The organism is Modestobacter sp. SYSU DS0511 (assembly GCF_054050755.1).
In genome coordinates this window covers 70,680-96,317 of record NZ_JBJGZY010000001.1, presented here as the reverse complement: position 1 = coordinate 96,317, position 25,638 = coordinate 70,680, and the positions used below count along the sequence as shown (strand labels likewise).

Below are 25,638 nucleotides of genomic sequence, written 5' to 3'. Positions count from 1 at the left end.
GGTGGCCTGCGGTCAGGCCACCCCGGGTCGTGCGATCACGTGCCAGCGCTCAGCTGCCGACCCGGCCGCCGTCGGTCCGGTAGACCACCGCCACGCTCGGACGCGGGTAACCCCGCTCGGGCAGCCGGTCCGGCCAGGTGCTGGACGGGCTGTCCCGGGTCGAGCCGGTGGTCTCACCCGGGTGCTGCACCGACACGAACACCGACCGCCCGTCCGCCGGGATCTGCGGGCCGCTGCACTCCGCGCCGAGCGGGACGGTGAGGAACGCCTTGAGGTGCCCGCGCTCCGGCCCCGCCGTCGGCACCGCGAACAGCCCGTCGTTCGTCCCGGCGAAGGTGCCGGCCTCGCGGTTCCGCGTGGACAGCACGTTGCCGTCGGTGGAGATCCACAGGTTCCCGGCAGGGTCGAACTCGACGTTGTCCGGGCACGAGATCGCGCTGACCGCCGACTTGTCGTAGCCGGCGAACCAGGTGCCCGGGGTCTCCGGGTCACCGGCCACGATGAACACCCGCCAGTAGAAGTCGTCCCCGGCGATCCCGTCGGTCTCCAGCCACTCCAGCACGTGACCGTTGCGGTTGCCGGCGCGCTCCTCGTAGGTCCCGTCCTCGAGGTCGAAGGCGAAGGACCGGGCCACCGGGTTGGCCTCGTCGGCCTCCTCCCGCCGGGAGTTGTTGGTGAGCGCGGCGTAGACCCGGCCGTTGACCGGGTTGACCTGGATGTCCTCGGGCCGGTCCATCCGGGTGGGCACCTTCGCCGGGTCGACGACGACGGGGGCCGCCGGGTCGGGGAAGTCGCCGTTGGCGTCCAGCTGCTTGCCGAGCCGGTCGGCGGCGAGCCGGGTGAAGGTGAGCACCCAGGGCACCGACTTGCCCGGGATCATCGACTGCCCGTCCTTCACCAGCGGGATCCACTGGCCGGTGCCGTCGAACTCGCCGTCGGCCGGCAGCGTGGCGAGGCCGTCGATCTGCTCCGGCGGGGAGTCGCCGGTGAAGCGCGCGACGTAGAGGTCGCCCTCCTCCAGCAGGGTCAGGTTGTGCGCCCGCGCGGCGCGGTCGTGACCGGGCCGGTAGCGCTTCGTCGAGACGAACTTGTAGATGTAGTCGAACCGCTCGTCGTCGCCGGAGTAGGCGACGACGCGCCCGTCCTCGGCGATCTGCACGTTGGCCCCCTCGTGCTTGAACCGCCCCATCGCCGTGCGCTTCTTCGGGGTCGAGGTCGGGTCGTAGGGGTCGAGCTCGACCACCCAGCCGAAGCGGTGCACCTCGTTCGGCTCCTTCGCCAGGTCGAACCGCGGGTCGATCTTCTCCCAGCCGCGCACCGGGGCGTCCTCGGCGCTGACGCCGTAGCGGCCCAGCTGGAGCTCCCGTGGGTCCTCCGCGATGGGCGCCGTCGTGCCGAAGTACTGGTTGAAGTTCTCCTCGCCGTGCAGGGTCGTGCCCCAGGGGGTCTCCCCACCCGCGCAGTTGTTCAGCGTCCCCAGGACGGTGCGTCCTTCCGGGTCCGCCGTGGTCCGCACGTACTCCGAGCCGGCGACCGGCCCGGTCAGCTCGATCGGGGTCATCGCCGTGATGCGGCGGTTGCGCTTGCCCCACCGGTCGGGCAGCCAGTTGCCCGAGTCGCCGTCCCGGGCCACCTCGACCACCGAGATGCCGTGCGCCATCATCGCGATGCGCTTCTGCTCGTCGGTGGTGGGCGCCGCCTCGTCGGCGACGCCGGCGAACATGAGCTGCTCGTTGGTGTACTCGTGGTTGACCACGAGCAGCGCCCGGCGGTCGTCCCGGCCGAGGGGCAGCCAGCCGATGTAGTCGCAGTTGTAGCCGAACTGCTTGGCCTGGGCCTCGGGCGTCTGGGCGTCGACGTCGAACTCCGGGGCGTCCCACACGACCGGGTCGCCCCAGCGCAGCACCACCGAGTACTCGTAGCCGGCGGCGGTGACCAGCTCGTCGAGCAGGTTCTGCTCCACCGGCTCGAAGGTCAGCGACGCGTCGGCCGGCGGCTGCCGGTCACCGGCACCGGGCATCCGTCGGTCGCCGGCCAGCGCGGGCTGCAGCGGGGCGGCGACCACCAGCAGGGCACCGGCCCCCGCGCCCTTGAGCATGGTGCGCCGGCTGAACGCGGACTGGACGACGTCGGCGAACGTCGGGTTGTCCGTCTGGTTGGGCACCGCCGCGTCGCATGCGTTCCCGCACTTGTAGTGGCAGGTGGCGTGGCTGCGGCTGCCGTGCCGGACCTCGTCGAGGAAGGGCAGCAGGCGGCGGCCGCGGGGCCGTTGGATGTCGGTCAAGGTGACTCTCCCCGGTCTCGTGACGGACTGGTCCGGACGCTAGGGAGCGACCGGACCGGTCCGGATGGACCCGGGGTGAACTCGGGGTGAGGTGTGAACCACGACACGCCGGAGGGGTGCGCGCTCGTCACCGTGCGGAGATGGAACGGTGCGCAGCGCGCACCCAGCGGCCGTCCGGCGGGGTCAGGTGGCCGGCACGAGGAGCTGCTGCCCCACGGTGAGCAGGGTGCCCGCCAGGCCGTTGCGCGCCTGGAGGTCGGGCACGGTCGTCCCGGAGTCGTGGGCGAGCTGCCAGAGCGTGTCCCCCGGGACGACGGTGTGCGCCACCTCGGCGAGCACCGGTGCGGGGGCCGGTGCGGGGGCCGGTGCGGGGGCCGGGGCGGGGGCCGGGGCGGGGGCCGGGGCGGGGGCCGGGGCGGGGGCCGGGACCTGGAGCACCTGTCCCACCATGATCACCGTGCTGGTCAGTCCGTTGCGGGCCACCAGGTCCTCGACCGTGGTGCCCCGGTCGAGCGCCAGCTGGCCGAGGGTGTCCCCGGCCCCCACGGTGTGCTCCGCGGTGGGCACCTCGGCGGGCGGTGGCGCGGGGAGGGGCGCGGGCACCGGGGCGTCTGCCGGCGGCGCGTCCGGCGGTGGGCAGGGACCGGGCACCCCGGCGTCGGCGGCCGCCGCGTCGCAGGCGCCCTGGTCCACCCGGGCGGCCACCCCGGTCCAGAAGGAGGTGACCCCGAGGGCGCCGCTCCAGGACTGCGAGACGTGCACGTGCCCGGTGTGCGGGTCGGCGCCGCCGTAGGGCCGCCAGCCCCGGTCCGGTGACCAGATGCGCTCGGCCCAGATGACGTACGTGACCCCCAGGCGCCGGGCCTGGTACCCGGGCGCCCCGTCCGGACCGGGGGCGGTCAGCCAGCCCAGGAACTCGTCGGCGGCGGCGCGCTCCGCCGGCTGGTCGGCGCGGACCAGCCAGTCCCACGCCCGGCCCTCCTTGTGCTCGCTCCGGCCACCGGTGGCGCAGTCCCGCACGATGCCGCCGTTGCTGCCCACCCGGTAGGTGTCGAGCACCAGGCGCGCGAGGGCCACCGCCCCGGGCCGGGCGACCGGGTCGCACACCTCCTGCCCGACCTGCGCCGCCGGCCCCTCGACCACCTCCGGCGCCGCCGCGGGTGCCACCGGCCCGGCCGGCTCCTCCGCCTGCGCCGGGGTCGCGGTCAGCCCGAGCACCGCGGCGGTGGCCAGGACGACGGTCCCGCGGACCAGCGCCGGACGGCGCGGGGAACGCTGTTCCGGGTGGGCCGGACGGGGGCGCGGTCGGGAGGGCGGCACGGGCACGGGGACCTCCGGGGTCGGGACGGCGACGCACTCATCCCAGGGGGCGCCACCTGGGACATGTCACCTCGGCCGCCCCTCGGGCCGGTGCGTCCCCGCGCGGCGATCACGGAACGGACATGCTCCGTCGGCGTCCGCCACGGCCGGCGCCACGCTCCGGCCACCTGGTGAGCTGCCCGGGCTCAACCGTGGGTGGCATGGCCGTGGGCGTGCACCCGGCCGTGCTCGTCGACCGCGTCGGTGCCGTCGCCGTCGGTGCCCGGGGCCGCGCCGTCCGGCCTGCGTTCGGCAGCGGCCCGGGCCGCCTCCCGGCCCTCGTCGCGCCGGTCGTGCCGCCAGTCCACGACGCCGATCACCAGCGCCAGCAGCGCGCCCACGACCGCGACGGACAGCGCCGCCGCGGCGGCCCGCGGATAGTCCTGCTCACCGTTGCTGAGCACCAGGTAGAACAGGCCGGGCAGCGCCGCGGTGCCGATCGCGCCGCCGAAGCGCTGGAAGGTCTGCAGGCCGCCGCCGGCCGAGCCGGCCATCCGCACCGGCACGTCGCGCAGGGTGAGGGTGACGTTGGGCGAGATGACGAAGCCGCCGCCGATGCCGGCCAGCAGCAGCGTCGGAGCGGTGGCCCAGGCGGTCACCCCGGGCGGCGCGAGCAGCAGGACGGCCGCCGTCCCGGTGAGCCCGACGGCGACCCCGCTGAGCCCGAACACCGTCAGCGCCCGGCCGTAGCGCCCCACCAGCCGGCCGGCCACCACCGCGGCGGACGCCGAGCCGATGGCGAACGGCGTCACCGCCAGGCCGGACTGCAGCGGCGTCCAGCCCAGCCCGGTCTGGAAGAACAGCGCGAAGACCAGCCAGATCCCGCTGAAGCCGACGAAGTAGACCGTGCCGAGCGCGACCCCCGGCGCGTAGCCGCGGGTGGCGGTGACCAGCCGGGGGTCGAAGACCGGCTCCCCGCCGCCGCGCACCACCCGGCGCTCCCACAGCACGAAGACCGCGATCAGCGCGAGCCCGATCGGGAACAGCCACCACAGCCGGGTCAGCCCACCGGACTCCGCCTCCACCAGCGGCAGCAGCAGGGCGAGGGCGCCCGCGCCGAGCAGGCCCACCCCGACGACGTCGATCCGCCCGTGGCCCCGGCTCGTCGGCCGGGGCAGCAGCCGGACGGCGAGCACGAAGGCGACGACGCCGATGGGCACGTTGACGTAGAAGATCCACCGCCAGCCGCCGGGGCCGGACGCCAGCGCCAGCAGCAGCCCGCCGATCACCGGGCCGACGGCGGTGGAGATGCCCACGGTGGCGCCGAAGAAGCCGAACGCCCGGCCGCGCTCCGCGCCGCGGAACAGCTGCTGGATCAGCGCGGAGTTCTGCGGCGCCAGGCAGCCGGCGGCCACCCCCTGCAGCAGCCGGGCGGTGATCAGCAGCTCGGCGTTGGGGGCAGCACCCGCGGCCGCGCTGCACAGCACGAAGGCCACCAGGCCGATCAGGAACATCCGCCGCCGGCCGAACGCGTCGCCCAGCCGGCCGGCGGGGACCAGCGCCAGCCCGAAGGTGAGCGCGTACCCGGAGACCACCCACTGCACGGTCGAGGCCGTGGCGCCCAGGTCCTCCTGCAGCGAGGGCAGGGCGACCGAGACGATGCTGACGTCCAGCAGGGTCATGAAGCCGACGACGAGGGTCACCCACAGCGCCTGCCAGCGCTTGGGGTCGGCGCCCTCCGGCGGCTCGGCCGGGCGCTGCCCGGCCCTGTCGACGCCCCTGTCGACGGCACGGTCGGTCACCGGCGCTCCTTCTCCTGCTCGACTGCGGACACCGGTCCCGGCTGCTCCCCCCGGGGGATCGTCCCCCGGGGGGAGCCGGCCCGCTCCCCGGGAGACGGGTCCCGCGGGACGGCGACCGTCGTCGTCACCCGGACCACCGAGGGGGCCGGGGGCACCGAGCCGAACCCGAAGGTCACCGGCGGCTGCACCGGGGCGACCGACCCCAGCGGCTCGCCGTCCCAGGTCGCGCGCACGGCGGTGACGGCGTGCAGGTCCTGGACGCCGTACCACTCGGTGCGGCCGTTGCCGGCGGAGCCGGTGGTGCGCAGCCCGGTCAGCAGGCGGGCGGGCGGGTCGAGCAGCCGGACCCAGCCGGGGGTGCGGGCCAGCGGCGCCGGCACGGCGCGCAGCAGGCGGCCCAGGGCCGGACGGCGGCCGGAGTGCAGCTCCAGCGCCAGCGGCCCGGCGAGCACCTCCCACGTCCCGTCGTCCGGCCGGCGCACGGCGACGTCGACCACCCGCACCTCGTCGAAGGTGTAGGTGGCCGCGACGAACTCGGCGAGCTCGGCGGACTGCGCGAGCAGCACCCGGTGGCCGTCGGGCCGCTGGACCATCACGTCGGAGACCGGCCCCAGCGGCGAGCGGGGCCAGTGGCCGACCACCAGCCGGGTGCCGGAGGTGGTGCCGGTGCCGATGATCCAGCCGTCGAAGCGCAGCCGTTCGCCGCGTCGGGTGCCCACCGGTCACCGATGCCCGGGCGAACGTGGTCCACACCCGCTGTGCGCTCCGTCGCAGGGGGCACCAGCGAATACCGCGGGCGGACGGGGGTAGAACTGGATCCGAACAGGGCGGAGAGACACCAGGAGTCAGCCCTCCTCAGGACTGGAGCCCGCCCATGAGCGGCAATGCCACCCACCGGTTCAGCAACACCAGCGTGCTGACGGTGCAGACGGCGGATGCGACCCAGGTGATCACCTCCGACGCGATCGACGAGCAGCTGCTGGAGACCTACCAGCGGGTGCGGCTCCGACCCGGCCTGCTGGAGCGGCTGGCGGGGATCAAGGAGCGCCGGTGGTGGGCCGACGGCGCCACCTTCGTCGACGGCGCGGCGATGGCCGGCGCCAAGGCGATCAGCGAGAGCGGCGTCGACCCGGCCGCGATCGGGCTGATGGTGAACACCTCGGTGAGCCGTCAGCACCTGGAGCCCTCGACCGCGGTCGCCGTGCACCATGCGCTGGACCTGCCGCGCTCGTGCAAGAACTTCGACATCACCAACGCCTGCCTGGGCTTCGTCAACGGCATCGAGCTGGCCGCGGCGATGATCGACTCCGGCTTCATCGAGTACGCGCTTATCGTCAACGGTGAGGACTCCCAGAAGGTGCAGGAGCGCACCATCGAGCGGCTGCAGGGCCCGGACACCCGCTCCCGCGACGTCATCGACCAGTTCGCCACCCTGACCCTGGGCTCCGGCGCGGCCGCGATGGTGCTCGGCCGCAGCGACCGGCACCCGGAGGGGCACCGGGTGGTCGGCTCGGTGAGCCGGGCGGGCACCGAGCACCACGAGCTGTGCACCGGCGACAACGACCAGATGGACACCGACCTCAAGGGCCTGCTGGACGCCGGCATCGCGCTCTCGGCCGACATGTGGGAGGAAGCGGCCGGCGAGTTCGACTGGCAGCGGGGCATGGACCGCTACGTGATGCACCAGGTGTCCAAGGTGCACACCGCGGCGATGTGCGAGCGGTTCGGTGTCGACCCCGCCCGGGTGCCGCAGACCTTCCCGACCCGAGGCAACCTCGGCCCGGCGTCGGTGCCGTTCACCCTCGCCACGGACGCCGACTCGCTGGTCGACGGCGACCGGGTGCTGCTGATGGGCATCGGCTCGGGCCTGAACGCCTCGTGCATGGAGATCGCCTGGTGAGCGACCCCACCGAGGGCCTCCCGCCCGGCCTGCCCGGGCTCGACCCCGCCTGGTCCCGGCGGGTGACCGTCGCCGACGCGGGCGGCGTCAAGCACGAGTGGCACGTGCTGGACAACGGCGTCCGGGAGCCGGTGGGCACGCTGCTCTGCGTCCACGGCAACCCGACCTGGTCCTACCTGTGGCGGCGGCTGCTGGCCGCGGCGCCGCCCGGCTGGCGGGTGGTCGCGCCCGACCACCTGGGCATGGGCTTCTCCGAGCGGCTGCCCGCCCCGCGGTCGCTGGCCGAGCGGGTGGCCGACCTGGGCGACCTCACGGCAGCCCTGGGCGTGACCGGCCCGGTGGTGACCGTCGGGCACGACTGGGGCGGCATCCTCTCGCTGGGGTGGGCGCTGGCGCACCGCGACCAGCTGCGCGGCGTGGTGCTGACCAACACCGCGGTGGCCATGCCCGAGGGCGACACCGGGCCGGCGCTGATCCGGGCGGCCCACCTGCCCGGGGTGCGCAGCACCGTCACCGTCGGCACCCCGCTGTTCGTGCGGGCGACGACGGCGCTGTCCTGGCCGCCGCTGCCCGCCGGCGTCCGCGCCGCCTTCGCCGCGCCCTACCGCGGTGCCGGCCGGCGCCGCTCGGTCGGCGACTTCGTCGCCGACATCCCCTTCGCCCCCGGCCACCCCTCGCGCCCGGACCAGGAGGCGATCGCCGAGGGCATCCGCGACCTCGACGTCCCGGCGCTGCTGATGTGGGGACCGCGGGACCCGGTGTTCGGCGAGCGGTACCTGACCGACCTGCGCTCCCGCCTGCCGCAGGCGGAGGTGCACCGGTTCGAGGGCGCCTCGCACCTGCTGCCGGAGGACGCCCCCCGGTACGCCGCGGCGGTCGCCCAGTTCGTCGCCGACCTCGACGCACCCCCCGCCTCGTCCTCTGCGACCGGGCCGCGGCCCGCGGTCCCCGCCGACCGGCGGCCGTGGTCGGCGCTGACCGAGCGCGCCGGCGACGACTCCCCCGCGGTCGTCGAGGTGGGCGGCCGCACCGTGAGCTGGTCCGCGCTGCACCGCCGGGTCGAGCAGCTGGCCGGCGGGCTGCGCGCGGCCGGGCTGCGACCGGGCCAGCGGGTCGCGCTGCTGGTCGAGCCCTCCGCCGACCTCACCGCCTCGGTGTACGCGGTGTGGCGGGCCGGCGGGGCGATCGTCGTCGTCGACCGGGGCCTGGGGCTGCCGGGGATGCGCCGGGCGCTGCGTGGTGCATCCGTCGACGCGGTCATCGGCAGCGCGCAGGGCCTCGCCGCGGCGCGCGCCATGGGCCTGCCCGGACGGCGGTTCGCCGCCGGCCGGCTGCCCGCCGCCGCCCGCCGGGCCCTCGGGGTCGCACACGACCTCGCCGGGCTGGAGTCGCTCGGCCGTGCCGCCGGGCCGGTCGCCGACGAGTCCACCGCCGACGACGACCGGGCGGTGCTGTTCACCTCCGGCGCCACCGGCCCGGCCAAGGGCGTGGTCTACACCCAGGCCCAGGTCGTGGCGCAGATCGCGCTGGTGCGGGAGGCCTACGGGCTGACCGCCGACGACCGGTTCGTCGCCGCGTTCGCCCCCTTCGCCATCCTCGGCCCGGCGCTGGGCATCGGCTCCGCGGTGCCCGACATCGACGTCACCGCGCCGGGCACGCTCACCGCGCCCGCCCTCGCCGACGCCGTCGCCGCCGTCGACGCCACCGTGCTCTTCGCCGCGCCCGCGGCGCTGCGCCGGGTGGTGGCCACCGCCGGCGAGCTCACCGACGCGCAGCGGACCGTGCTGGCCGGGGTCCGCCTGGTGGTGTCGGCCGGCGCCCCGGTGCCGGCGTCCCTGCTGCGCTCGCTGCGCGAGGTGCTGCCCGCCGCCGAGGCGCACACGCCCTACGGGATGACCGAGGCGCTGCCGGTCACCGACGTCTCGCTGCCCGAGATCGAGGCCGCCGAGCAGGAGGCGGGCGGGAGGCCGGACGGCGTCTGCGTCGGCCGCCCGCTGCCCGGGGTGGAGGTGCGGGTCAGCCCGCTGGACGACGCCGGCGCCGCCGTCGGTCCGCTGAGCACCGCCCCCGGCGTCACCGGCGAGGTGTGCGTGCGGGGCGCGCACGTCAAGGACCGGTACGACGCCCTGTGGATCACCGAGCGGCTGTCCTCCCGCGACGCCGGCTGGCACCGCACCGGCGACGTCGGGCACCTGGACGCCGACGGCCGGCTGTGGGTGGAGGGCCGGCTGCCGCACGTGGTCACCACGCCCGCCGGCCCGGTCACCCCGGTCGGCGTCGAGCAGCGGGTGGAGCAGCTGCCCGGGGTCGCCGCGGCCGCCGCGGTCGGGGTGGGCCCCGCGGGCATCCAGCAGGTGGTCGTCGTGGCCGTCCCGGCGGGGGTGGGCTCCAGGCGTCGAGCCGGGATGCGACTGGCCCCCGCCGACCTCGCCGACGCCGTCCGCGCGCGGGCAGCGGTGCCGGTGTCGGCCGTGCTCACCACCGACCGGCTGCCGGTCGACATCCGCCACCAGTCGAAGGTCGACCGGGCCGCCGTGGCCCGGCAGGCCGCCCGGCTGCTCGCCGGCTCGCGCACCCGCCTGCGCCGGCCCGGAGCGTGAGGCGCCCGTGAAGGTGCTGGTCACCGGGGCCAGCGGGATGCTCGGCCGGGCCACCGCCGCCGCGCTGGTCCAGCGCGGCGACGAGGTCACCGTGCTGCAGCGCCGCCCCGCGGGGCTGCCGTGCGCGGAGGTGCTGGCCGACGTGGCCGACCGGGGCGCGGTGGCCCGCGCCGTGGCCGGGCACGACGCGGTGGTGCACCTGGCCGCGAAGGTCGACGTCGTCGGGCCGTGGCACGAGTACCAGCGGGCCAACGTCGAGGGCACCCGGTCGGTGGTCGAGGCCTGCCGCGCCGGCGGTGTCGCACGGCTGGTACACGTCTCCTCGCCGTCGGTCGCGCACGCCGGCGCGGCGCTGGCCGGCGCGGGCGCCGGGCCGGCCGACCCGGTCCGGGCCCGCGGTGCGTACGCCCGCTCCAAGGCGCTGGCCGAGCAGGAGGCGCTCGCGGCGGACTCCGCGGCGCTGGCCGTGCTCGCCGTCCGCCCGCACCTGGTGTGGGGGCCGGGCGACCCGCAGCTGGTCGAGCGGATCGTCACCCGGGCCCGCGCCGGCCGGCTGCCGGTGATCGGCACGGGCGCGGCGATGATCGACAGCACCTACGTGGACAACGCCGCCACGGCGCTGGTCGCCGCGGTCGACGCCTGCGGACCGGTGCACGGGGAGGCGCTGGTGGTGTCCAACGGCGAGCCCCGACCGGTCGCCGAGGTGCTCGACCGGCTGTGCCGGGCCGCCGGGGTGCCCGGCCCGACCCGGCGCGTCCCGTTCCCGCTCGCCTGGGCCGCCGGCGCTGCCGTCGAGGGTGTCTGGCGGGCCACCGGCCGCCGGGACACTCCCCCGCTGACCCGCTTCCTCGCCGAGCAGCTGGCCACCGCGCACTGGTTCGACCAGCGCCGCACCCGCGAGGCGCTGGGCTGGCGTCCCGCGGTGTCCCTGGACGACGGCTTCACCCGGCTGGCCGCGTCCGCCGCGGCCGGCTGACCGCTCGGGAGGGGCGCCGTGGGCGGGCAGGACGGCTTCGACCAGTTCGTCGCCGATCATCGACGTGACCTGCTCGGCTCGGCGCTGCTGCTCACCGGCGACCGTCTCGACGCCGAGGAGCTCGTCCAGGCCGCTCTCGTGCGGACCCGGCGGGTCTGGCCTCCGGCCGATCCGCTGGGCACCGCCCGCCGTGCGCTGGTCGCCGGGGCAACCCGCCGCGGCTCCTGGCGGCCGGCCGGCGGGGAGGTCGCCGCGGAGCTGCCCGATCCCGCAGGCGCGGTGGACGACGAGCTGGCCCGAGCGCTGCGGGAGCTGCCGCGCCGTGCCCGGGCCGCCGTGGTGCTCCGGCACCACGAAGGGCTCGACGAGGCGTCGGTCGCGGCGCTGCTGGACTGCCCGGTGCCCGCTGCCGCGGCCGAGGTGGCCCGCGGCGTCGAGCGGCTGCGCCCCGCGGTCCGGCCCGACCCCTACCGGCCGGCGCACCCGGTTCCCGACGAGCAGCGGCTGCAGGACGCCCTGGCCCGGCTGGCCGCGGCGCCCGGCCGGTGGCGGCTGGACGCACCGCAGGCCGTCGCCGACGTCGGATCCCGGCGGTCCGGACGGCGCCGGCGCGCACTGGGAGGGGCGGCTCTCACCGCACTGGTCCTGACCGGCGCCGTGGTCACGCTGGACCGGCCAGCACCGGTGCTCCGGACCCCGCCGGGAGCGCCCGCCGCCGCCGAACCGCCAGCAGCCGCTGCGCCCCCGGCCGAGCCTTTGCCCACCGCGCCCGTGCTGACCAGCCCGGCCCGGGGCTCCCTCGCCGGAGACCCGGCGTTCCTCGCCGCTGCCCAGCAGGCCGACTGGGGCCCGCTGGAGGCGCCCCCGGTGGTCGACCGGAGCGTCGTCTTCGCCGGGGACACGCCCGCCGGGCGCGCGGTGCTGGTCGTCGGCACGGTCACGGAGGACTTCCGGGGAGTCTGGCTGACCGGTCCGGTGGGGGCGCCGCCGGCGCAGCTGACCCCGCACGTCCCCCGCGGGCTGGGCGAGGGCCGGCCGCTCACCCTGTTGCTGGGCGGGCCGGGGCCGGCGTCGCTCATCGTGGTCGCCGGGCGCGAGGACGTGGTGGAGGTGTCCGACCGGCTGCTGGTCGGGGCCCGCGGCACCGTGGGCCGTCGTTACACACCCGTCGAGACCGTCGACGGGGCGGCCGTCGTGCCGGCCCGCACGACGGAGGACGGGCCGAGCATCAGCGTCCGGGTCACGCGCGAGGGCCGGGTGGTGCTCCGCTCGGCCGTCGCCTGGCCCGGCGACCGGCCGGGCCGCACGGTCCCGCTCCCCGAGCTCACCACGCTGCGCCCCACCGCCGGCCCGGCCGACGACCGGGTGGTCGCCGCGGCGCTGACCGGGGTGGCCGTGCCACTGGGCGTCGAGCCCGCTGAGCTGCAGCCGGAGCTGCTGTGGAACGGCGAGCTGCCGCTCAGCACCGGCCCGGGGTCGGTGGTGGTGGTGCTGGCGCGCAGCCCGGGGGGCGCCCTGGTGGTCACCACCTGGGCCGGGGGTGGCGGCGGCGCGGTCACCTGCGGCACCCAGACCCCCGCCGGCAGCACCGACCCGGCCTCGCTGACCATCGCCCGGGTCTGCGACGTCGAACCGCCCGGGCTCCGCTGGTCCGACGGTGCCCGGTGGCTGGTCGTCACCGCGCCGGCGGCGGGGACCGTGGCGGAGGTGCTCGACGACCGCGAACGGGTGCTGACGTCGCTCCCCCTCACCGGGGGCGGCGCCGTGACCGAGCTGCCCGAGGGCGCCCGGTCGGTGCGGGTGCTCGACGGCACCGGCGAACCGATCGCCCAGACCCCCGTCGCGGCCTCGCCCACCCAGCCCTTCGGCGACTTCGGGTCCGGGCTCCAGCGCTGACCGCCCCTGCTCAGCTCACACCCGGGGCCGGCCCCCTGTGCGCTCCACCTTGCCGACGCGTAACGCCGGCGGCGGCTCGGGGAAACACGCCGTCCATACCTTCGCCAGGCACCCCGAGGCGCCCGTCGGGCGCCCGCACCGCCGCGAAGGAGCACCCGCCCCATGCCTCACTCCCCCAGGCAGCTGGTCGTCATCGGCGGCGGCATGGTCGCCCACCGGCTGGTGGAGGCGCTGGTCGACCGGGGCGGGGTCGGCGTGGGCGACGAGGACGGGGGCGGCTGGCAGGTCACCGTGCTCGCCGAGGAGCCCCGCGCCCCCTACGACCGGGTGGCGCTGACCTCCTACTTCTCCGGCCGGGATCCCGAGGACCTGTCGCTGGGCCAGCCGGAGCTGTGGGAGACGCCGGGGGTCACCCTGCGCCGCGGCGAGCAGGTCACCGCCGTCGACCGCGCCGCCCGGCGGATCACCACCGCCTCGGGCCGGGAGCTGCCCTACGACGCGCTGGTGCTGGCCACCGGCTCCTCCCCCTTCGTGCCGCCGGTGGAGGGGCGCGACCTCACCGGTTGCTTCGTATACCGGACCATCGACGACGTCGCCGCGCTGCGGCAGTACGTGACCGACCGGCAGCGGGAGCTGCCCCGCCCGGTCACCGGCGCCGTCGTCGGCGGGGGGCTGCTCGGCCTGGAGGCCGCCGGGGCCCTCACCGCGCTCGGCGTCGAGACCTCCGTGGTCGAGTTCGCGCCCCGGCTGATGCCGCTGCAGGTCGACGACGGCGGCGGCGAGGCGCTGGCCCGGCTGGTCGGCGCGCTCGGCGTGCGGGTCCACGCCGGCACCGCGACGGCGAAGCTCACCGCGGGGCGCGACGGCCGGGTCGGCCGGATGCACGCCGCGGAGGGCTCGGCCACCGGGCTCGAGCAGCTGGACGTCGACGTCGTGGTGTTCGCCGCCGGCGTCCGCCCCCGCGACGAGCTGGCCCGCGCCGCCGGGCTGCCGGTGGGCCCCCGCGGTGGCGTGCTGGTCGACGCCAGCTGCCGCTCCGAGGACCCGACGGTGTACGCCATCGGTGAGGTCGCCGCGGTCGACGGACGCACCTACGGCCTGGTGGCGCCGGGCTACACGATGGCCGAGGTGGTCGCCGACCGGCTGCTCGGCGGTGCCGCGGAGTTCCCGGGCGCCGACCTCTCGACCAAGCTGAAGCTGCTCGGGGTCGACGTCGCCAGCTTCGGCGACGCGTTCGGCACCACGCCCGGGGCGCTGTCGGTGGTCTACGGCGACCCGGTCGCCGGGGTCTACAAGAAGCTGGTGCTCTCCGACGACGCCCGCACGCTGCTCGGCGGCATCCTGGTCGGCGACGCCACCGCCTACGCCGGGCTGCGCCCGATGGTCGGCCGCGAGCTGGGCGGTGACCCGGCGGCCTGGCTGCTGCCCGAGGGCGCCGAGGGCGGTCCGGCCTCGGCCGAGCTGCCCGACGACGCCGCGGTCTGCTCCTGCAACAACGTCACCGCCGGCACGATCCGGGACGCCGTGCGCTGCGAGGGCTGCACCGACCTGGGCGGGGTGAAGGCGTGCACGAAGGCGGGCACCAGCTGCGGCTCGTGCCTGCCGCTGGTGAAGAAGCTGGTGACCACCGAGCTCGAGGCCGCCGGCGTCACCGTCAGCTCCGCGTTGTGCGAGCACTTCGACGTGAGCCGCGCGCAGCTGTTCGACATCGTGCGGGTCACCGGGATCGCGAGCTTCAGCGAGCTGGTCGAGCGGCACGGCCGCGGCCGCGGGTGCGACATCTGCCGGCCGGTGGTCGCCTCGATCCTGGCCAGCCTGGACGGCCGGCACGTGCTGGACGGCGAGCGGGCGGCGCTACAGGACACCAACGACCACGTGATGGCCAACATCCAGAAGGACGGCACGTACTCGGTGGTGCCGCGGGTGCCCGGCGGGGAGATCACGCCGGAGGGGCTGATCGCGATCGGCGAGGTGGCCCGGGACTTCGGGCTGTACACGAAGATCACCGGCGGGCAGCGGATCGACCTGTTCGGTGCGCGGATGGAGCTGCTGCCAGCGATCTGGCAGCGGCTGGTGGACGCCGGCTTCGAGTCCGGTCACGCCTACGGCAAGTCGCTGCGCACGGTGAAGTCCTGCGTGGGCTCGACCTGGTGCCGCTACGGCGTGCAGGACTCCGTCGGGCTCGCGGTCGCCCTGGAGCTGCGGTACCGCGGCCTGCGCTCGCCGCACAAGATCAAGCTCGGTGTCTCGGGGTGCGCCCGGGAGTGCGCGGAGGCGCGCGGCAAGGACGTCGGGGTGATCGCCACCGACAAGGGGTGGAACGTCTACGTCGGCGGCAACGGCGGGTTCACCCCGCGGCACGCGCAGCTGCTGGCCGAGGACCTCGACACCGAGACGCTGGTGCGCACCATCGACCGGTTCCTCGTCTACTACGTGCGCACCGCCGACCGGCTGCAGCGCACCGCGCCCTGGCTGGAGGAGATCGAGGGCGGGCTGGAGCACGTGCGCGCCGTGGTGCTGGAGGACTCCCTCGGCATCGCCGCCGACCTGGACGCGGCGATGGCCGCGCACGTGGAGGGCTACACCGACGAGTGGCGGGCGACGCTGGAGGACCCGGAGAAGCTGCGCCGGTTCGCCGCGTTCGTGAACGCGCCCGACTCTCCTGACCCGTCGCTGGCCTACGTCGTCGAGCGCGGGCAGCCGCGGCCGGTGACCGACGCCGACCGTGCCGATGCCGACCGACCCGGTGCCGTGCTCGTCGCCGGCCCCCGCCTGGAGGTGCTCCCCCGATGACCGCGAGCCTCGAACGTCCCACTGCGACCACGACCGTCGCGGAGACTCCGACTGCGACCGGCTGGACGGCGGTCTGCGCGTTCGACGACCTGCTGCCCGAGCGCGGGGTGGCCGCGCTGGTGGACGGCGTCCAGGTGGCGGTGTTCCGGCTGTTCGACGGCAGTGTGCACGCGGTGGGGCACCGGGATCCGTTCAGCGGCGCGCACGTGCTGGCCCGCGGCCTCGTCGGCACCCGCGGCGACGCCCCGACGGTCGCGTCACCGATGTACAAGCAGGTGTTCGACCTGCGTACCGGCCAGTGCCTGGACGACCCTGCGGTGAGCGTTCCGGTGCACCAGGTGCGCGTGCGCGACGGCCTGGTCGAGGTCGCCGTCAGCTGAACCACCATCCGCTCGGCCTCTCCTCACCCGTCCCGCTCCCCGCCCGGTCCATTCCCCGCCCGGTCCACCCCTGCCCCCGTCCACCCCTGCGCCCCGTCCGCTGCCGTGCCGTGTCGACGAGACGACGTGTCGACACGGCACCGGACCTCCGCGTCGACACGTCGGCATGACGACATGGGGACGCTCCGGGCGTGGACTCAGAACGGCGGGGGGTCGTGGTCCGGCCCGGGGGCTGGCGATTCCGGGCCGGCGGCTGAGCGGGACTCGGGTGGTTCGGGATCGGGCGGTCGGAGGCCGGGTGGTCGGGTGGTGCGGGTGACCCCGCTGGGGGTGGTGACCTGCAGGGTGCCGTCGGGGGTCATGGCGAACCGCCAGCCGGGGGCGTGGGTCTTGAGCCGGTGGTGGCTGCGGCACAGGCAGCAGAGGTTGGTGCAGTCGGTGGCGCCGCCGCAGGCGTGTGGGACGGCGTGGTCGAGGTCGGCCCAGCCGGCGCGCTGCCCGCAGTTGGGGAAGCGGCAGCGGCGGTCGCGGGTGGTCACGAAGGAACGCTGGCGGGGCGTGGGCTGGTAGCGCTCGGTGGGTGGCGGCGGCCCGAGCACCGGGCAGGCGCACGGCCCGCTGCCCTCGGCTTCGTCCTGCGTGGCGTCGTTCTGCGCGGCGTCGTGCTCGCCGTTGCTGGGGTCGGGGTGGTCGGGGCAGCCGCGCTTGGCCAGGCGGGCCAGCTCGGCCGGCGTCACGGTGGCCAGCAGTTCCCCGTCCGGGCCGGTGATCGCGTACGTGAGCGACCCGCCGTCGGGGGCGGTCAGCCCGAGGGCGCCGACCCGGGCCAGCAGGTCGCGCAGGTGGGCGGCGGTGATCGGCAACCCGTTCACCTCACCCGGCATCACCCCGCCCTCCAGCGCCTCCAGCGCCGCGGTAATGGTCAGGTTCGCCGCGATCAGCGGCAGCCCGGAGTCGGCGGGGCGGAGGAGCAGCGCCGCGGCCACCAGCGTGCGCAGCTGACCGATCGGCCGGGGATCCCCGTCGGCCTTGAGCATCTTCGCCAGCTGGTCGGTCAGGTCGCGCGCCTGCGCGGCCTCATCGGCGGGCAGGTCCACCGCCAGCACCGCACGCCCGTCGGCGGCCGAGGGGTACACGTGCACGTCGGCGGCTTTCGCCGCCGCCGCCCGCGCCTCCTCCGCCGCCGCGGCATCGAAGCGCAGCACCAGCTCGGTGGCCCGCTCGCCGAGCCTGGTCACCGACAGGTCACTGGCTTCGGCCAGCAGCCGTTCTTCGACGCGGGCGGCGACGTCGGCGGGAACGGACGTCACCGCATCGGCCAGCTGCTGCGCTCGCCGCTCATCCAGCTCCCCGGCCCGCAGGGCGGCGAAGGTGGCCGGCAGCTTCCGCGCCCAGGTCAACGCCCGGGTCAACCGGATGGCCGCGGTTCCCCGCCCCACGTTGAGCACCGTGGCCAGCTCGGCGGTGAAGAACTCACTCACCTCACCCTCGGCCGGCTGCGCCGTCCACCCCGCCCGCCGCCCACCCCGGGCATCAGCTGCGGGATCGGCCGAGGCGGGCCGCTGACCGGCCAGGGCCAAGATCAGCTCCGCTTCGTGCGCGGTGTCCTGCGCGCGGCGCCGCTGCACCCGCTGCAGCTCCTCGGCCAGCTCCTCATCGCTCAGCCACGCCGCGGGCAGCCGGGAGGGCTCGACCGGGTGCTCGAGCGTCCAGTCGAGGACCAGCCCCTCGACCACGCTCGACCCACGCCTCCGCGACATGACCCGAACATACGTTCGACGTACGACAGTTCCGAGCGGACCAACGGGCCCGCCGGGTCACCAGCCGAGCCAGTCGACCGCCTCCCGCGCGGTCCCCGGCGGCACCGCGTGCCCCCCGTCGAACTCGCGGTAGGTGACGTCGTAGCCGTCGTCCCGCAGGTCCGGGACGAGGTCGCGGCTGGTCCGGTCGATCGGCAGCACCTCGTCGGCGGTGCCGTGCGAGACGAACACCGCCGGCTGCCCCGAGCGCGGACCGTTCGGCACGAACCCGGGTGAGAAGGCGACGACCCGGCGGAACAGCTCCCCGTTGGCCAGACCCAGCCCGAGCGCGTAGGTGGCGCCGTCGGAGAACCCGGCGACGGCGACCCGCGCCGGGTCGATCGCCACCTGCGCGAAGACCGCGTCGAGCGCCCGGTCGACCAGGTCGACGTCGTCGCCCCAGCCACCGCGGACGGCGTCCCAGGTCGAACCGCGGGAGGCCGGGGCCAGCAGCACCAGACCCCGCTCGTCGGCCAGCCCCTGGAGCAGGCCGATGCCCGCCGCGGCGTCGCCGCTCGCGCCGTGCAGCGAGACCACCAGCGGTGCCGGCCGCTGCGGGTCCAGCCCCGGCGGCACGTGCAGCAGCGCGTCGCGGTCGCTCTCCAGCCCCAGCGGGCGGGTGCCGGACGGCGCCTCCGTCCCTGGCGCTCCGTCGGGCCGAGCGGTCAGCGTGGCCGCGTCGTCGTCCCCACCACCGCCGCCCCGCGAGGTGACCACCTGCCCACCGCAGCCGGCGAGCACGAGCCCACCAGCCAAGGCGAGCAGTTGCCGTCGGGACACCGCACCCGGCACGGCGATCACGTCCGGTCGAGCAGCCGCCCGACGGCCTCGACGACGACGTCGGGACGGTCGGCGGGTACGAAGTGGCTGGCGCCCTCGACCATGGTGAGCCGGGCGTCGGGCAGGTCGTCGGCCAGCCGCTGCCCGTAGCGGGGCTTCATCTGGTGGTCCAGCCGGCCCCACACGATCTCGGCCGGCATGGTCAGCCGGGGCAGGAACGGCGCCACCGTCTGGGTGTAGACCGAGTCCAGCGACCGCAGGTGCCGGGCCAGCAGCCGCGGGCCACCGGGGCGGGCCCACGGGGCCACGAAGCGGTCGATGAACGCCCCGGCGCGGTCCTGGTCGGCGAACAACGCCCGCAGCGCCGGGCGCAGCGCGGCGGCCACGGCCGGCGGGGGCAGCTGCCGCACCAGCGGCCAGGCGGCCTTCATCGCCCGCACCAACGGCACCGGCCAGCCGTCGTAGCTGACGCCGTCGACCACCCCCAGGCCGGTGACGCGGTCGGGCGCGATCGTGGTCAGGATCTGCGCCACCCCGCCACCGAGGTCGTGCCCGACCACGACCACCCGGTCGAGCTCCAGGGCGTCCAGCAACCGGAGCAACAGCGCCGCCTGGGTGGCCAGGTCGACCGAGTGGCCGTCCGGGGCCACGGACTCGCCGTAGCCCAGCATGTCGACGGCGAACACCCGCGCGCGGGCGGCGATCGGCGGGACGACGTCCTCCCACAGCCGGTGGTTGGTGGGGATGCCGTGCACCAGCAGCACCGGGGGCCCGGCCTCCCCCGCCGTCCACACGTTCAGGTGCACGCCCCCCACGTCGACGAGTCGGGTCCGCCCGGTCGGCAGCTGGTCGATGTCCGCTCCGCTCATGCGCGATCCGGTGCCCAGCCGGTCCATGGAGACACACGGATCACCGATGTGTACGGTCGTACACATGAACGACGCGCGCACCATGCGCGAGCGGATGCTCGCCGGTGACCTCTACATCGCCGACGACCCGGAGCTGGCTGCGGAGAGCACCCGCGCCCAGCAGCTCACCCACCGCTACAACACGATGGACCCCACCGACGGCGCCGCCCGCCGCGAGGTGCTCGAGCAGCTGCTGGCCGCGTTCGGCCCTGGCAGCGAGCTGCGCCCGCCGTTCCACTGCGACTACGGCCACCGGACGACGGTGGGGGCGCGCACCTTCGCCAACTTCGGCCTGGTCGTCCTGGACGTCGCGACGGTGACCATCGGGGACGACGTGCAGATGGGCCCGAACGTCCAGCTGCTCACCGCCACCCACCCCGTCGACCCCGGCCCGCGGCGCGAGAAGTGGGAGGGGTCGGCCCCCATCACCGTCGGCGACAACGTCTGGCTCGGCGGCGGGGTCATCGTCTGCCCGGGCGTGACCATCGGGCGCAACACCGTGGTCGGCGCCGGCGCGGTCGTCACCCGCGACCTGCCGGCGGACGTGGTCGCGGTCGGCAACCCGGCGCGCGTCGTGCGCCAGATCGGGTGAGCACCCGCCGGCACGATCCGCAGCGCGCCGAGCGGATCGTCGACGCGGCGCTGGACGTGATCGCCGAGCACGGCGTCGCCGGCACCACGCACCGGCTGATCGCCGCCGCCGCCGACGTCCCGCTGGGGTCGCTCACCTACCACTTCACCGGCCTCGACGACCTGCTCGCCCAGGCGTTCACCCGGCACGCCGAACGGATGGCGGTGATCTACGAGGCGCACTTCGACCGGGTGCCCGGCACCGCCGACGTCGTCACGGCGGTCACCGACCTGGTGCACGGGGACGCCGGTGCCGACGACCGGGACTGGGCGATCGCCTACGAGCTCTACCTGGCCGCGCTGCGCGACCCGTCGCTGCGCGCGGTCACCGAGTCCTGGATGCGTCGCAGCCGCGGCGTGCTGGAGCGCTTCGTCGACCCGGTCACCGCGCGCGGCGTCGACGCCCTGATCGAGGGGCTGGTCATGCACAAGGTGCTGGCCACCACCCCGGTCGACCGGGTCCAGACCACCGAGATCATCGCCCGCGTCGTGCGGCCGGGCACCGCCCCTGAGGAGCGCGCATGACCACCGCCACCGACGCGTCCGGCCCGACGGCCGCGCAGGTGCGCGCCGCCACCCGCGCGACGTACCTCGCCTTCATCGGCGCCGGCTTCGCCTTCGCCAGCTGGGCCGCCCGGATCCCGCAGGTCCGCACCCGGCTCGACCTCGACCCCGCCGCGCTCGGCCTGGTCCTGCTGGCGATCGCCGCTGGCTCGGTGATCGCGCTGCCGCTGTCCGGGCCGGTCATCGCCCGGCTGGGGTCACGACGCACGGTGACCCTGATGGCCGGGCTGCTGACCGTGGCTCTCGTCGTCGTCGCCGTGGCGCCGCTGATCGGCGTCCTCCCGCTGGTGATCGGGCTGTTCGTCATGGGCTTCGCCAACGGCGCCTGGGACGTCGGCATGAACGTCCAGGGCGCGGTGGTGGAACGCCACCTGGGCCAGGCGGTGATGAGCCGCTTCCACGCCGGGTTCAGCCTGGGCACCGTGGTCGGTGCCCTGGGCGGGGCGGCGATGGTCGCGCTGGACGTGTCGGTCACCGTGCACCTGCTCGGCGTCGCCGCCCTGGTCGCCGCGGTGGTCCCGGCGGCGGTCCGCGGCTTCGTCGCCGACGTCGAGGACACCCCCGACGGCGCGCGGCCGGCCGGCGAGGGCGGGGTGCTCGCCCGCTGGCGCGAGCCGCGCACCCTGCTGATCGGGGTGTTCGTGCTCGCCTTCGCCTTCGCCGAGGGGACGGCCAACGACTGGATCAGCATCGCGCTGATCGACGGGTACGGCCTCAGCCCGGCGCTGGGCACGCTGGGCTTCGCGCTGTTCCTCACCGCGATGACCGCGGCCCGCTGGGTGGGCCCGCCGCTGCTGGACCGGTTCGGCCGGGTGCCGCTGGTGCGGGCGCTCGCCGGGCTGGCCGTGGTCGGGCTGCTGCTGTTCGTCTTCGGCCCGAACCCCGCCGTCGCCTTCGCCGGGGCGCTGCTCTGGGGCGCCGGTACCTCGCTGGGCTTCCCGGTCGGCATGAGCGCCGCCGCCGACGACCCGGCGCACGCCGCGACCCGGGTCAGCGTCGTCGCCTCGATCGGGTACTGCGCGTTCCTGGCCGGCCCGCCGCTGATCGGCTTCCTCGGGCACGAGCTGTCGGTGCTGCGTGCGCTGACCGTGGTCGCGGTGCTGCTCGCCGTCGCGACCGTCATCGCCGGCGCGCTGCGGGAACCCGAGGCCGAGCCGGAGCGCGAGACGGAGACGGAGCCGTCCGAGCGGTGAGCAGGCGCCCTGCACCCGACGCCGGTCAGCTCTCGAGCAACTGGTCGCGCACCTGGCGGCGCAGCACCTTGCCGATCTGCGAGCGGGGCAGGTCCTCGACCGGCACCAGGCGCCGCGGCACCTTGTAGCCGGCCAGCTGCTCCCGGGCCCGGGCCCGCACGGCGTCCAGGTCGAGCGCGGGGTCGTCGAGCACGACGGCGGCGACGACCTCCTCCCCGCCGTCCGCGCCGGGCAGGCCGACCACGGCGGCGTCCCGGATGCCCGGCACCCCCTTGAGCACCTCCTCGACCTCCGAGGGGTGCACGTTGAACCCACCGGTGATGACCAGCTCCTTGATCCGGTCGACCACGGTGACGAAGCCGTCGTCGTCGGCGACCACGATGTCGCCGGTGCGCAGCCAGCCGCCAGGCAGCAGCACCTCGGCGGTCTCCTCGGGACGGTTCCAGTAGCCGGAGAACACCTGCGGGCCGCGGACCAGCAGCTCGCCCCGCTCCCCCGGCGCCCGCTCCACGGCCGGGTCGTCCGGGTCGACGACCCGCATCTCCGTGGACGGGAACGGCAGGCCGACGGTGCCGGGCCGGCGGGTCGGGCCCACCGGGTTGCCCAGCACGATCGGCGAGGTCTCGGTCATCCCGTAGCCCTCCACGACCAGGCCGCCGGTGAGCTCCTCCCACCGCTGCGCCGTCGCAGCCGGCAGCGGCATGGCACCGGAGAGGGCGAACCGGGTGCTGGACAGGTCGGCGCCGCGCTCGGCGGCCGCGGTGGCCAGCCGGTCGTAGACCGGCGGCACGGCCGGCAGGAAGGTCGGCGGCAGCCGGCGGGCCGCGGCGAGCACCTGGTCGACGTCGAACCGCGGGAACAGCACGAGCGTCGCGCCCAGCCGGACGGCGGCGACCAGCCCCAGCAGCATCCCGTAGGCGTGGAACAGCGGCAGCACCCCGTAGAACACCTCCTCGCCCTCCCGCAGCCCGGGCACCCAGGCGACCGACTGGGTGACGTTGGCCAGCAGGTTGCGGTGGGTGAGCACCGCCCCCTTCGGAGCGCCCGTGGTGCCGCCGGTGTACTGCAGCAGCGCGACGTCTGTGTGCGCCGGCCCCGGGTGCGCCGGATCGAGCGGCGGAGCCTCGGCGACCAGGTGCTCCCAGCCGAGCGCACCGGGCGCCGGGCCGGTGATCGCCGAGCGGGTGGCGCGCGCCTTCGGCACCGGCAGGCGCAGCGCCAGCCGCTTGGTCCACGGCAGCGCGCGGGTCAGGTCGACGGCGACGACGGTGCACCGGCCGGGGAGGTCGAGCCCCTGCACCAGCGGCGCGACCTTGTCCCAGACCACCGCGACGGTGGCCCCGTGATCCCGGAACTGGGTGTGCAGCTCCTCGGCGGTGTAGAGCGGGTTGTGCTCCACCACGACCGCGCCCAGCCGCAGCGCCGCGTAGAAGGCGACCACGTGCTGCGGGCAGTTGGGCAGCACCAGGGCGACCCGGTCACCGGGACCGACGCCGAGCCGGCGGAGCGCCTCGGCGGCGCGCGCGACCCGGTCGGCGAGCTGCGCGTAGCTGGTCGCGCCGCCGGAGAAGTCCAGCGCCGTGCGGTCGGGGAAGCGCGCCGCGGCCTCGGCCAGCAGGTCGCCCACGGTCTGCTCGGGCACCTCCACCCGGGCGGGCACCCCGGGTGCGTAGCTGCGGGTCCAGTGCGGCACCGGTTCGGCGGTCACCCGGACAGCGAACCACGCGCGGCGCGCAGGCCGCCCGGGGACCGGTCACTCCGGGGGGACAACGTGGAGATCTCGTGACGATCGGCCGGTGGATGTGCCGCCGGGTGTGTGCCCGAGCACACCTCCGGGCACCACCTCCCCGTCGATCCCAGGAGGCCCGCGATGCCGACCCCCTCGCCCCGACCGTCGGCCCGACTCTGGCGCGGGATGACCCGGGCCAGCCGGCTGGCCGCGCCCGCGCTGTACGTGGGCACCGCACTGCTGGGCGCCACCGCGACGTCCGTGCCGTCTCTCCTGCTCGTCGGGCTGCTGTCCGGCGCTGCCGTCGGCATGACGATCGGCCTGGCCGACCCGGGGTTCCCGGCGTCCCCGGCGGCCCGCCGCCGGGCGATCTGTGCCGCCGGCATCGGGGTCCTGCTGCTGCCGTTCGCCACCGGGATCGGTCTGCTGGGCAGCACGGGCGTGCTGGTCGTGCCGCTGCTGCTGGTGCTCTGCGCCGTGACGGCCGCCGGGTGGCTCGCCGAACTCGACACCGGCCCGGCCCCCGCGTCGCGGGAGCCGCTGCCCCGCCCGGTGGACCAGCTGACCACCGAGCAACTGTTCGCCACCTGGTCGGCCAGCGGGGAGCAGCTGCGCCGCCCGGTGTCGCCGGGCACCCGGGCGGAGCTCGCCGAGCTCCGCGCGGCGCTGCTGGACGAGCTGCTGCGGCGGGAGCCGGAGACCACCGCGCGCTGGCTCGATCAGGGGGCACCGGCCCCCCGGCACCACCGGGACGGCGGCACCCCGGTCTGACCGGGCGCACACCGCTGTCAGCGGGCCGGGCCGTGGACCGCCGGAACTCCGGCAGGCCACGGCCCGGTCACCGACGTCGGGTCACAGCGGCTGGACGTCGTCCGCCTGCAGGCCGCGGTCACCCGGGCGGGCGGAGAACTCCACGCGCTGGCCCTCGTCCAGGCTGCGGTAGCCACCCTCGTCGGCGATCGCCGAGAAGTGCACGAAGACGTCCTCGCCGCCGTCGTCGGGCTCGATGAACCCGAACCCCTTCTCCGCGTTGAACCACTTCACCGTGCCCTGGCTGCCACCGCCGCCACCGCGGCGGGCCGGCCGGGGCTCCCGCGGCCGCTCGTCGCGGTACCGGTCGTCCCGGCCGCGGGAGTCGCGACCGTAGGAGTCCCCGCCGTAGGCGTCCCGGCCGTAGGAGTCCCGGCCGTAGGAGTCCCGGCCGTAGGAGTCCCGGCCGCCGCGCTGCGGCCGGCCGCCGCCGAGCGGCTCCACCGAGTCGGCCTGCAGGCCGCGCTCGCCGGGGCTGGCGGTGAACGCCACGCGCTGGCCCTCGTCCAGGCTCCGGTACCCGCCGTCGTCGGCGATGGCGGAGAAGTGCACGAAGACGTCCTGCCCGCCGTCGTCGGGCTCGATGAACCCGAAGCCCTTCTCGGCGTTGAACCACTTCACCGTGCCCTCGGAACCGCCACCGCGGCCACGCGTGGGGCGCTCGTCCCGCCGCCGGTCATCGCGCCGGTCATCGCGCCGGTCGTACTGGGGCCGGGCCGGCCCGCGGCCCAGCGGCTCGACCGAGTCGGCCTGCATGCCGCGCTGGCCGGGGCTGGCGGTGAACGCCACGCGCTGGCCCTCGTCCAGGCTGCGATAGCCACCGTCGTCGGCGATCGCGGAGAAGTGCACGAAGACGTCCTCGCCGCCGTCGTCGGGCTCGATGAACCCGAACCCCTTCTCCGCGTTGAACCAGCGGACGGTGCCCTCGCTGCCGCCGCCACCGCTGCGGCGCGGCGCCCGCTCCGGCCGCCGACCGTGCTCCTCGCGGGACTGCTCGCGACCGAACTGCTCGCGCCCGGACTGCTCACGACCGCGCCGCGGTGCGCCGCCGAGCGGCTGCACCGCGTCGGCCTGCAGACCGCGCTGGCCCGGGCTGGCGGAGAACTCGACCCGCTGCCCCTCGTCCAGGCTGCGGAAACCACCGTCGTCCGCGATGGCGGAGAAGTGCACGAAGACGTCCTCGCCGCCCTCGTCGGACTCGATGAACCCGAATCCCTTCTCCGCGTTGAACCACTTCACCGTGCCCTGGGGCATCCGTCTCTTCCCTGCTCTCGACATCCCCCGGCCCCGTCTCC

Annotated in this window: 19 protein-coding genes; 10 read left to right on the top strand and 9 right to left on the bottom strand. The window is 76.1% G+C overall.

Annotated elements, in window-relative coordinates; all coding sequences use genetic code 11:
- Positions 1-49 precede the first annotated feature (49 nt).
- The 4 genes from ACI783_RS00445 to ACI783_RS00430 all read right to left on the bottom strand — a co-directional run bounded on the left by ACI783_RS00445 (position 50) and on the right by ACI783_RS00430 (position 6,104).
- Positions 50-2,284, bottom strand: a complete 2,235-nt coding sequence (locus ACI783_RS00445; protein WP_457138605.1) for a PhoX family protein — start codon at positions 2,282-2,284, stop codon at positions 50-52.
- A gap of 183 nt (positions 2,285-2,467) precedes the next feature.
- Positions 2,468-3,604 carry a LysM peptidoglycan-binding domain-containing protein gene (locus tag ACI783_RS00440; protein ID WP_457138604.1) on the bottom strand — a complete coding sequence of 379 codons (1,137 nt, stop codon included), beginning with the start codon at positions 3,602-3,604 and terminating at the stop codon, positions 2,468-2,470.
- A gap of 185 nt (positions 3,605-3,789) precedes the next feature.
- Positions 3,790-5,385 (bottom strand): MFS transporter, encoded by a 1,596-nt coding sequence (locus ACI783_RS00435; protein WP_457138603.1) that lies wholly within the window; start codon positions 5,383-5,385, stop codon positions 3,790-3,792.
- A complete protein-coding gene (locus ACI783_RS00430; protein ID WP_457138602.1) occupies positions 5,382-6,104 on the bottom strand; it encodes a hypothetical protein in 723 nt (240 codons plus the stop codon). Before ACI783_RS00430 ends, ACI783_RS00435 begins: the two co-directional genes overlap by 4 nt.
- Positions 6,105-6,259: 155 nt before the next feature.
- Here ACI783_RS00430 and ACI783_RS00425 point away from each other — a divergent pair, with 155 nt between their 5' ends.
- The 6 genes from ACI783_RS00425 (at position 6,260) to nirD (ending at position 15,930) form a co-directional block, all read left to right on the top strand.
- Positions 6,260-7,285 carry a 3-oxoacyl-ACP synthase III gene (locus tag ACI783_RS00425; RefSeq protein ID WP_457138601.1) on the top strand — a complete coding sequence of 342 codons (1,026 nt, stop codon included), beginning with the start codon at positions 6,260-6,262 and terminating at the stop codon, positions 7,283-7,285.
- On the top strand, positions 7,282-9,885 hold the full coding sequence (locus ACI783_RS00420) for an alpha/beta fold hydrolase (RefSeq protein ID WP_457138600.1): 2,604 nt from the start codon (positions 7,282-7,284) through the stop codon (positions 9,883-9,885). Before ACI783_RS00425 ends, ACI783_RS00420 begins: the two co-directional genes overlap by 4 nt.
- A gap of 7 nt (positions 9,886-9,892) precedes the next feature.
- Positions 9,893-10,861, top strand: a complete 969-nt coding sequence (locus ACI783_RS00415) for an NAD-dependent epimerase/dehydratase family protein (RefSeq protein ID WP_457138599.1) — start codon at positions 9,893-9,895, stop codon at positions 10,859-10,861.
- Between the two features lie 18 nt (positions 10,862-10,879).
- Positions 10,880-12,757 (top strand): sigma factor-like helix-turn-helix DNA-binding protein, encoded by a 1,878-nt coding sequence (locus tag ACI783_RS00410; protein WP_457138598.1) that lies wholly within the window; start codon positions 10,880-10,882, stop codon positions 12,755-12,757.
- Positions 12,758-12,919: 162 nt separating this feature from the next.
- Entirely contained in the window at positions 12,920-15,550 is a 2,631-nt protein-coding gene (nirB, locus tag ACI783_RS00405; protein ID WP_457138597.1) for a nitrite reductase large subunit NirB, read from the top strand.
- Positions 15,547-15,930: a nitrite reductase small subunit NirD gene (nirD, locus tag ACI783_RS00400; RefSeq protein ID WP_457138596.1), complete on the top strand. Its 384-nt coding sequence runs from the start codon at positions 15,547-15,549 to the stop codon at positions 15,928-15,930. Before nirB ends, nirD begins: the two co-directional genes overlap by 4 nt.
- Before the next feature lie 197 nt (positions 15,931-16,127).
- On the opposite strand, the gene ACI783_RS00395 is transcribed toward nirD, so the two are convergent.
- Genes ACI783_RS00395 through ACI783_RS00385 form a run of 3 tightly spaced genes read right to left on the bottom strand, consistent with a single transcriptional unit; the run spans position 16,128 to position 19,378 of the window.
- Complete coding sequence (locus ACI783_RS00395; RefSeq protein ID WP_457138595.1) at positions 16,128-17,690, bottom strand: DUF222 domain-containing protein; 1,563 nt, start codon at positions 17,688-17,690, stop codon at positions 16,128-16,130.
- A gap of 57 nt (positions 17,691-17,747) precedes the next feature.
- Positions 17,748-18,530, bottom strand: a complete 783-nt coding sequence (locus ACI783_RS00390; RefSeq protein WP_457138594.1) for an alpha/beta hydrolase — start codon at positions 18,528-18,530, stop codon at positions 17,748-17,750.
- Positions 18,527-19,378: an alpha/beta fold hydrolase gene (locus tag ACI783_RS00385; RefSeq protein WP_457138593.1), complete on the bottom strand. Its 852-nt coding sequence runs from the start codon at positions 19,376-19,378 to the stop codon at positions 18,527-18,529. Before ACI783_RS00385 ends, ACI783_RS00390 begins: the two co-directional genes overlap by 4 nt.
- Before the next feature lie 64 nt (positions 19,379-19,442).
- On the opposite strand from ACI783_RS00385, the gene ACI783_RS00380 reads away from it, so the two are divergent.
- The 3 genes from ACI783_RS00380 to ACI783_RS00370 are packed head-to-tail and all read left to right on the top strand — an operon-like array spanning position 19,443 to position 21,804.
- The gene (locus ACI783_RS00380; protein WP_457138592.1) at positions 19,443-20,009 is read left to right on the top strand and encodes a sugar O-acetyltransferase; all 567 of its coding nucleotides are present in this window, start codon (positions 19,443-19,445) and stop codon (positions 20,007-20,009) included.
- Positions 20,006-20,572 carry a TetR/AcrR family transcriptional regulator gene (locus ACI783_RS00375; RefSeq protein ID WP_457138591.1) on the top strand — a complete coding sequence of 189 codons (567 nt, stop codon included), beginning with the start codon at positions 20,006-20,008 and terminating at the stop codon, positions 20,570-20,572. The genes ACI783_RS00380 and ACI783_RS00375 overlap by 4 nt, the downstream gene beginning before the upstream one ends.
- Positions 20,569-21,804 (top strand): MFS transporter, encoded by a 1,236-nt coding sequence (locus ACI783_RS00370; protein ID WP_457138590.1) that lies wholly within the window; start codon positions 20,569-20,571, stop codon positions 21,802-21,804. Before ACI783_RS00375 ends, ACI783_RS00370 begins: the two co-directional genes overlap by 4 nt.
- Positions 21,805-21,829: 25 nt before the next feature.
- Here ACI783_RS00370 and ACI783_RS00365 read toward each other — a convergent pair whose 3' ends face one another.
- Positions 21,830-23,512: a long-chain-fatty-acid--CoA ligase gene (locus ACI783_RS00365; protein WP_457138589.1), complete on the bottom strand. Its 1,683-nt coding sequence runs from the start codon at positions 23,510-23,512 to the stop codon at positions 21,830-21,832.
- Positions 23,513-23,719: 207 nt separating this feature from the next.
- Between ACI783_RS00365 and ACI783_RS00360 the strand changes: the two genes are divergently transcribed.
- The gene (locus tag ACI783_RS00360) at positions 23,720-24,304 is read left to right on the top strand and encodes a hypothetical protein (protein ID WP_457138588.1); all 585 of its coding nucleotides are present in this window, start codon (positions 23,720-23,722) and stop codon (positions 24,302-24,304) included.
- A gap of 81 nt (positions 24,305-24,385) precedes the next feature.
- On the opposite strand, the gene ACI783_RS00355 is transcribed toward ACI783_RS00360, so the two are convergent.
- On the bottom strand, positions 24,386-25,597 hold the full coding sequence (locus tag ACI783_RS00355) for a cold-shock protein (RefSeq protein WP_457138587.1): 1,212 nt from the start codon (positions 25,595-25,597) through the stop codon (positions 24,386-24,388).
- Between the last annotated feature and the right edge of the window lie 41 nt (positions 25,598-25,638).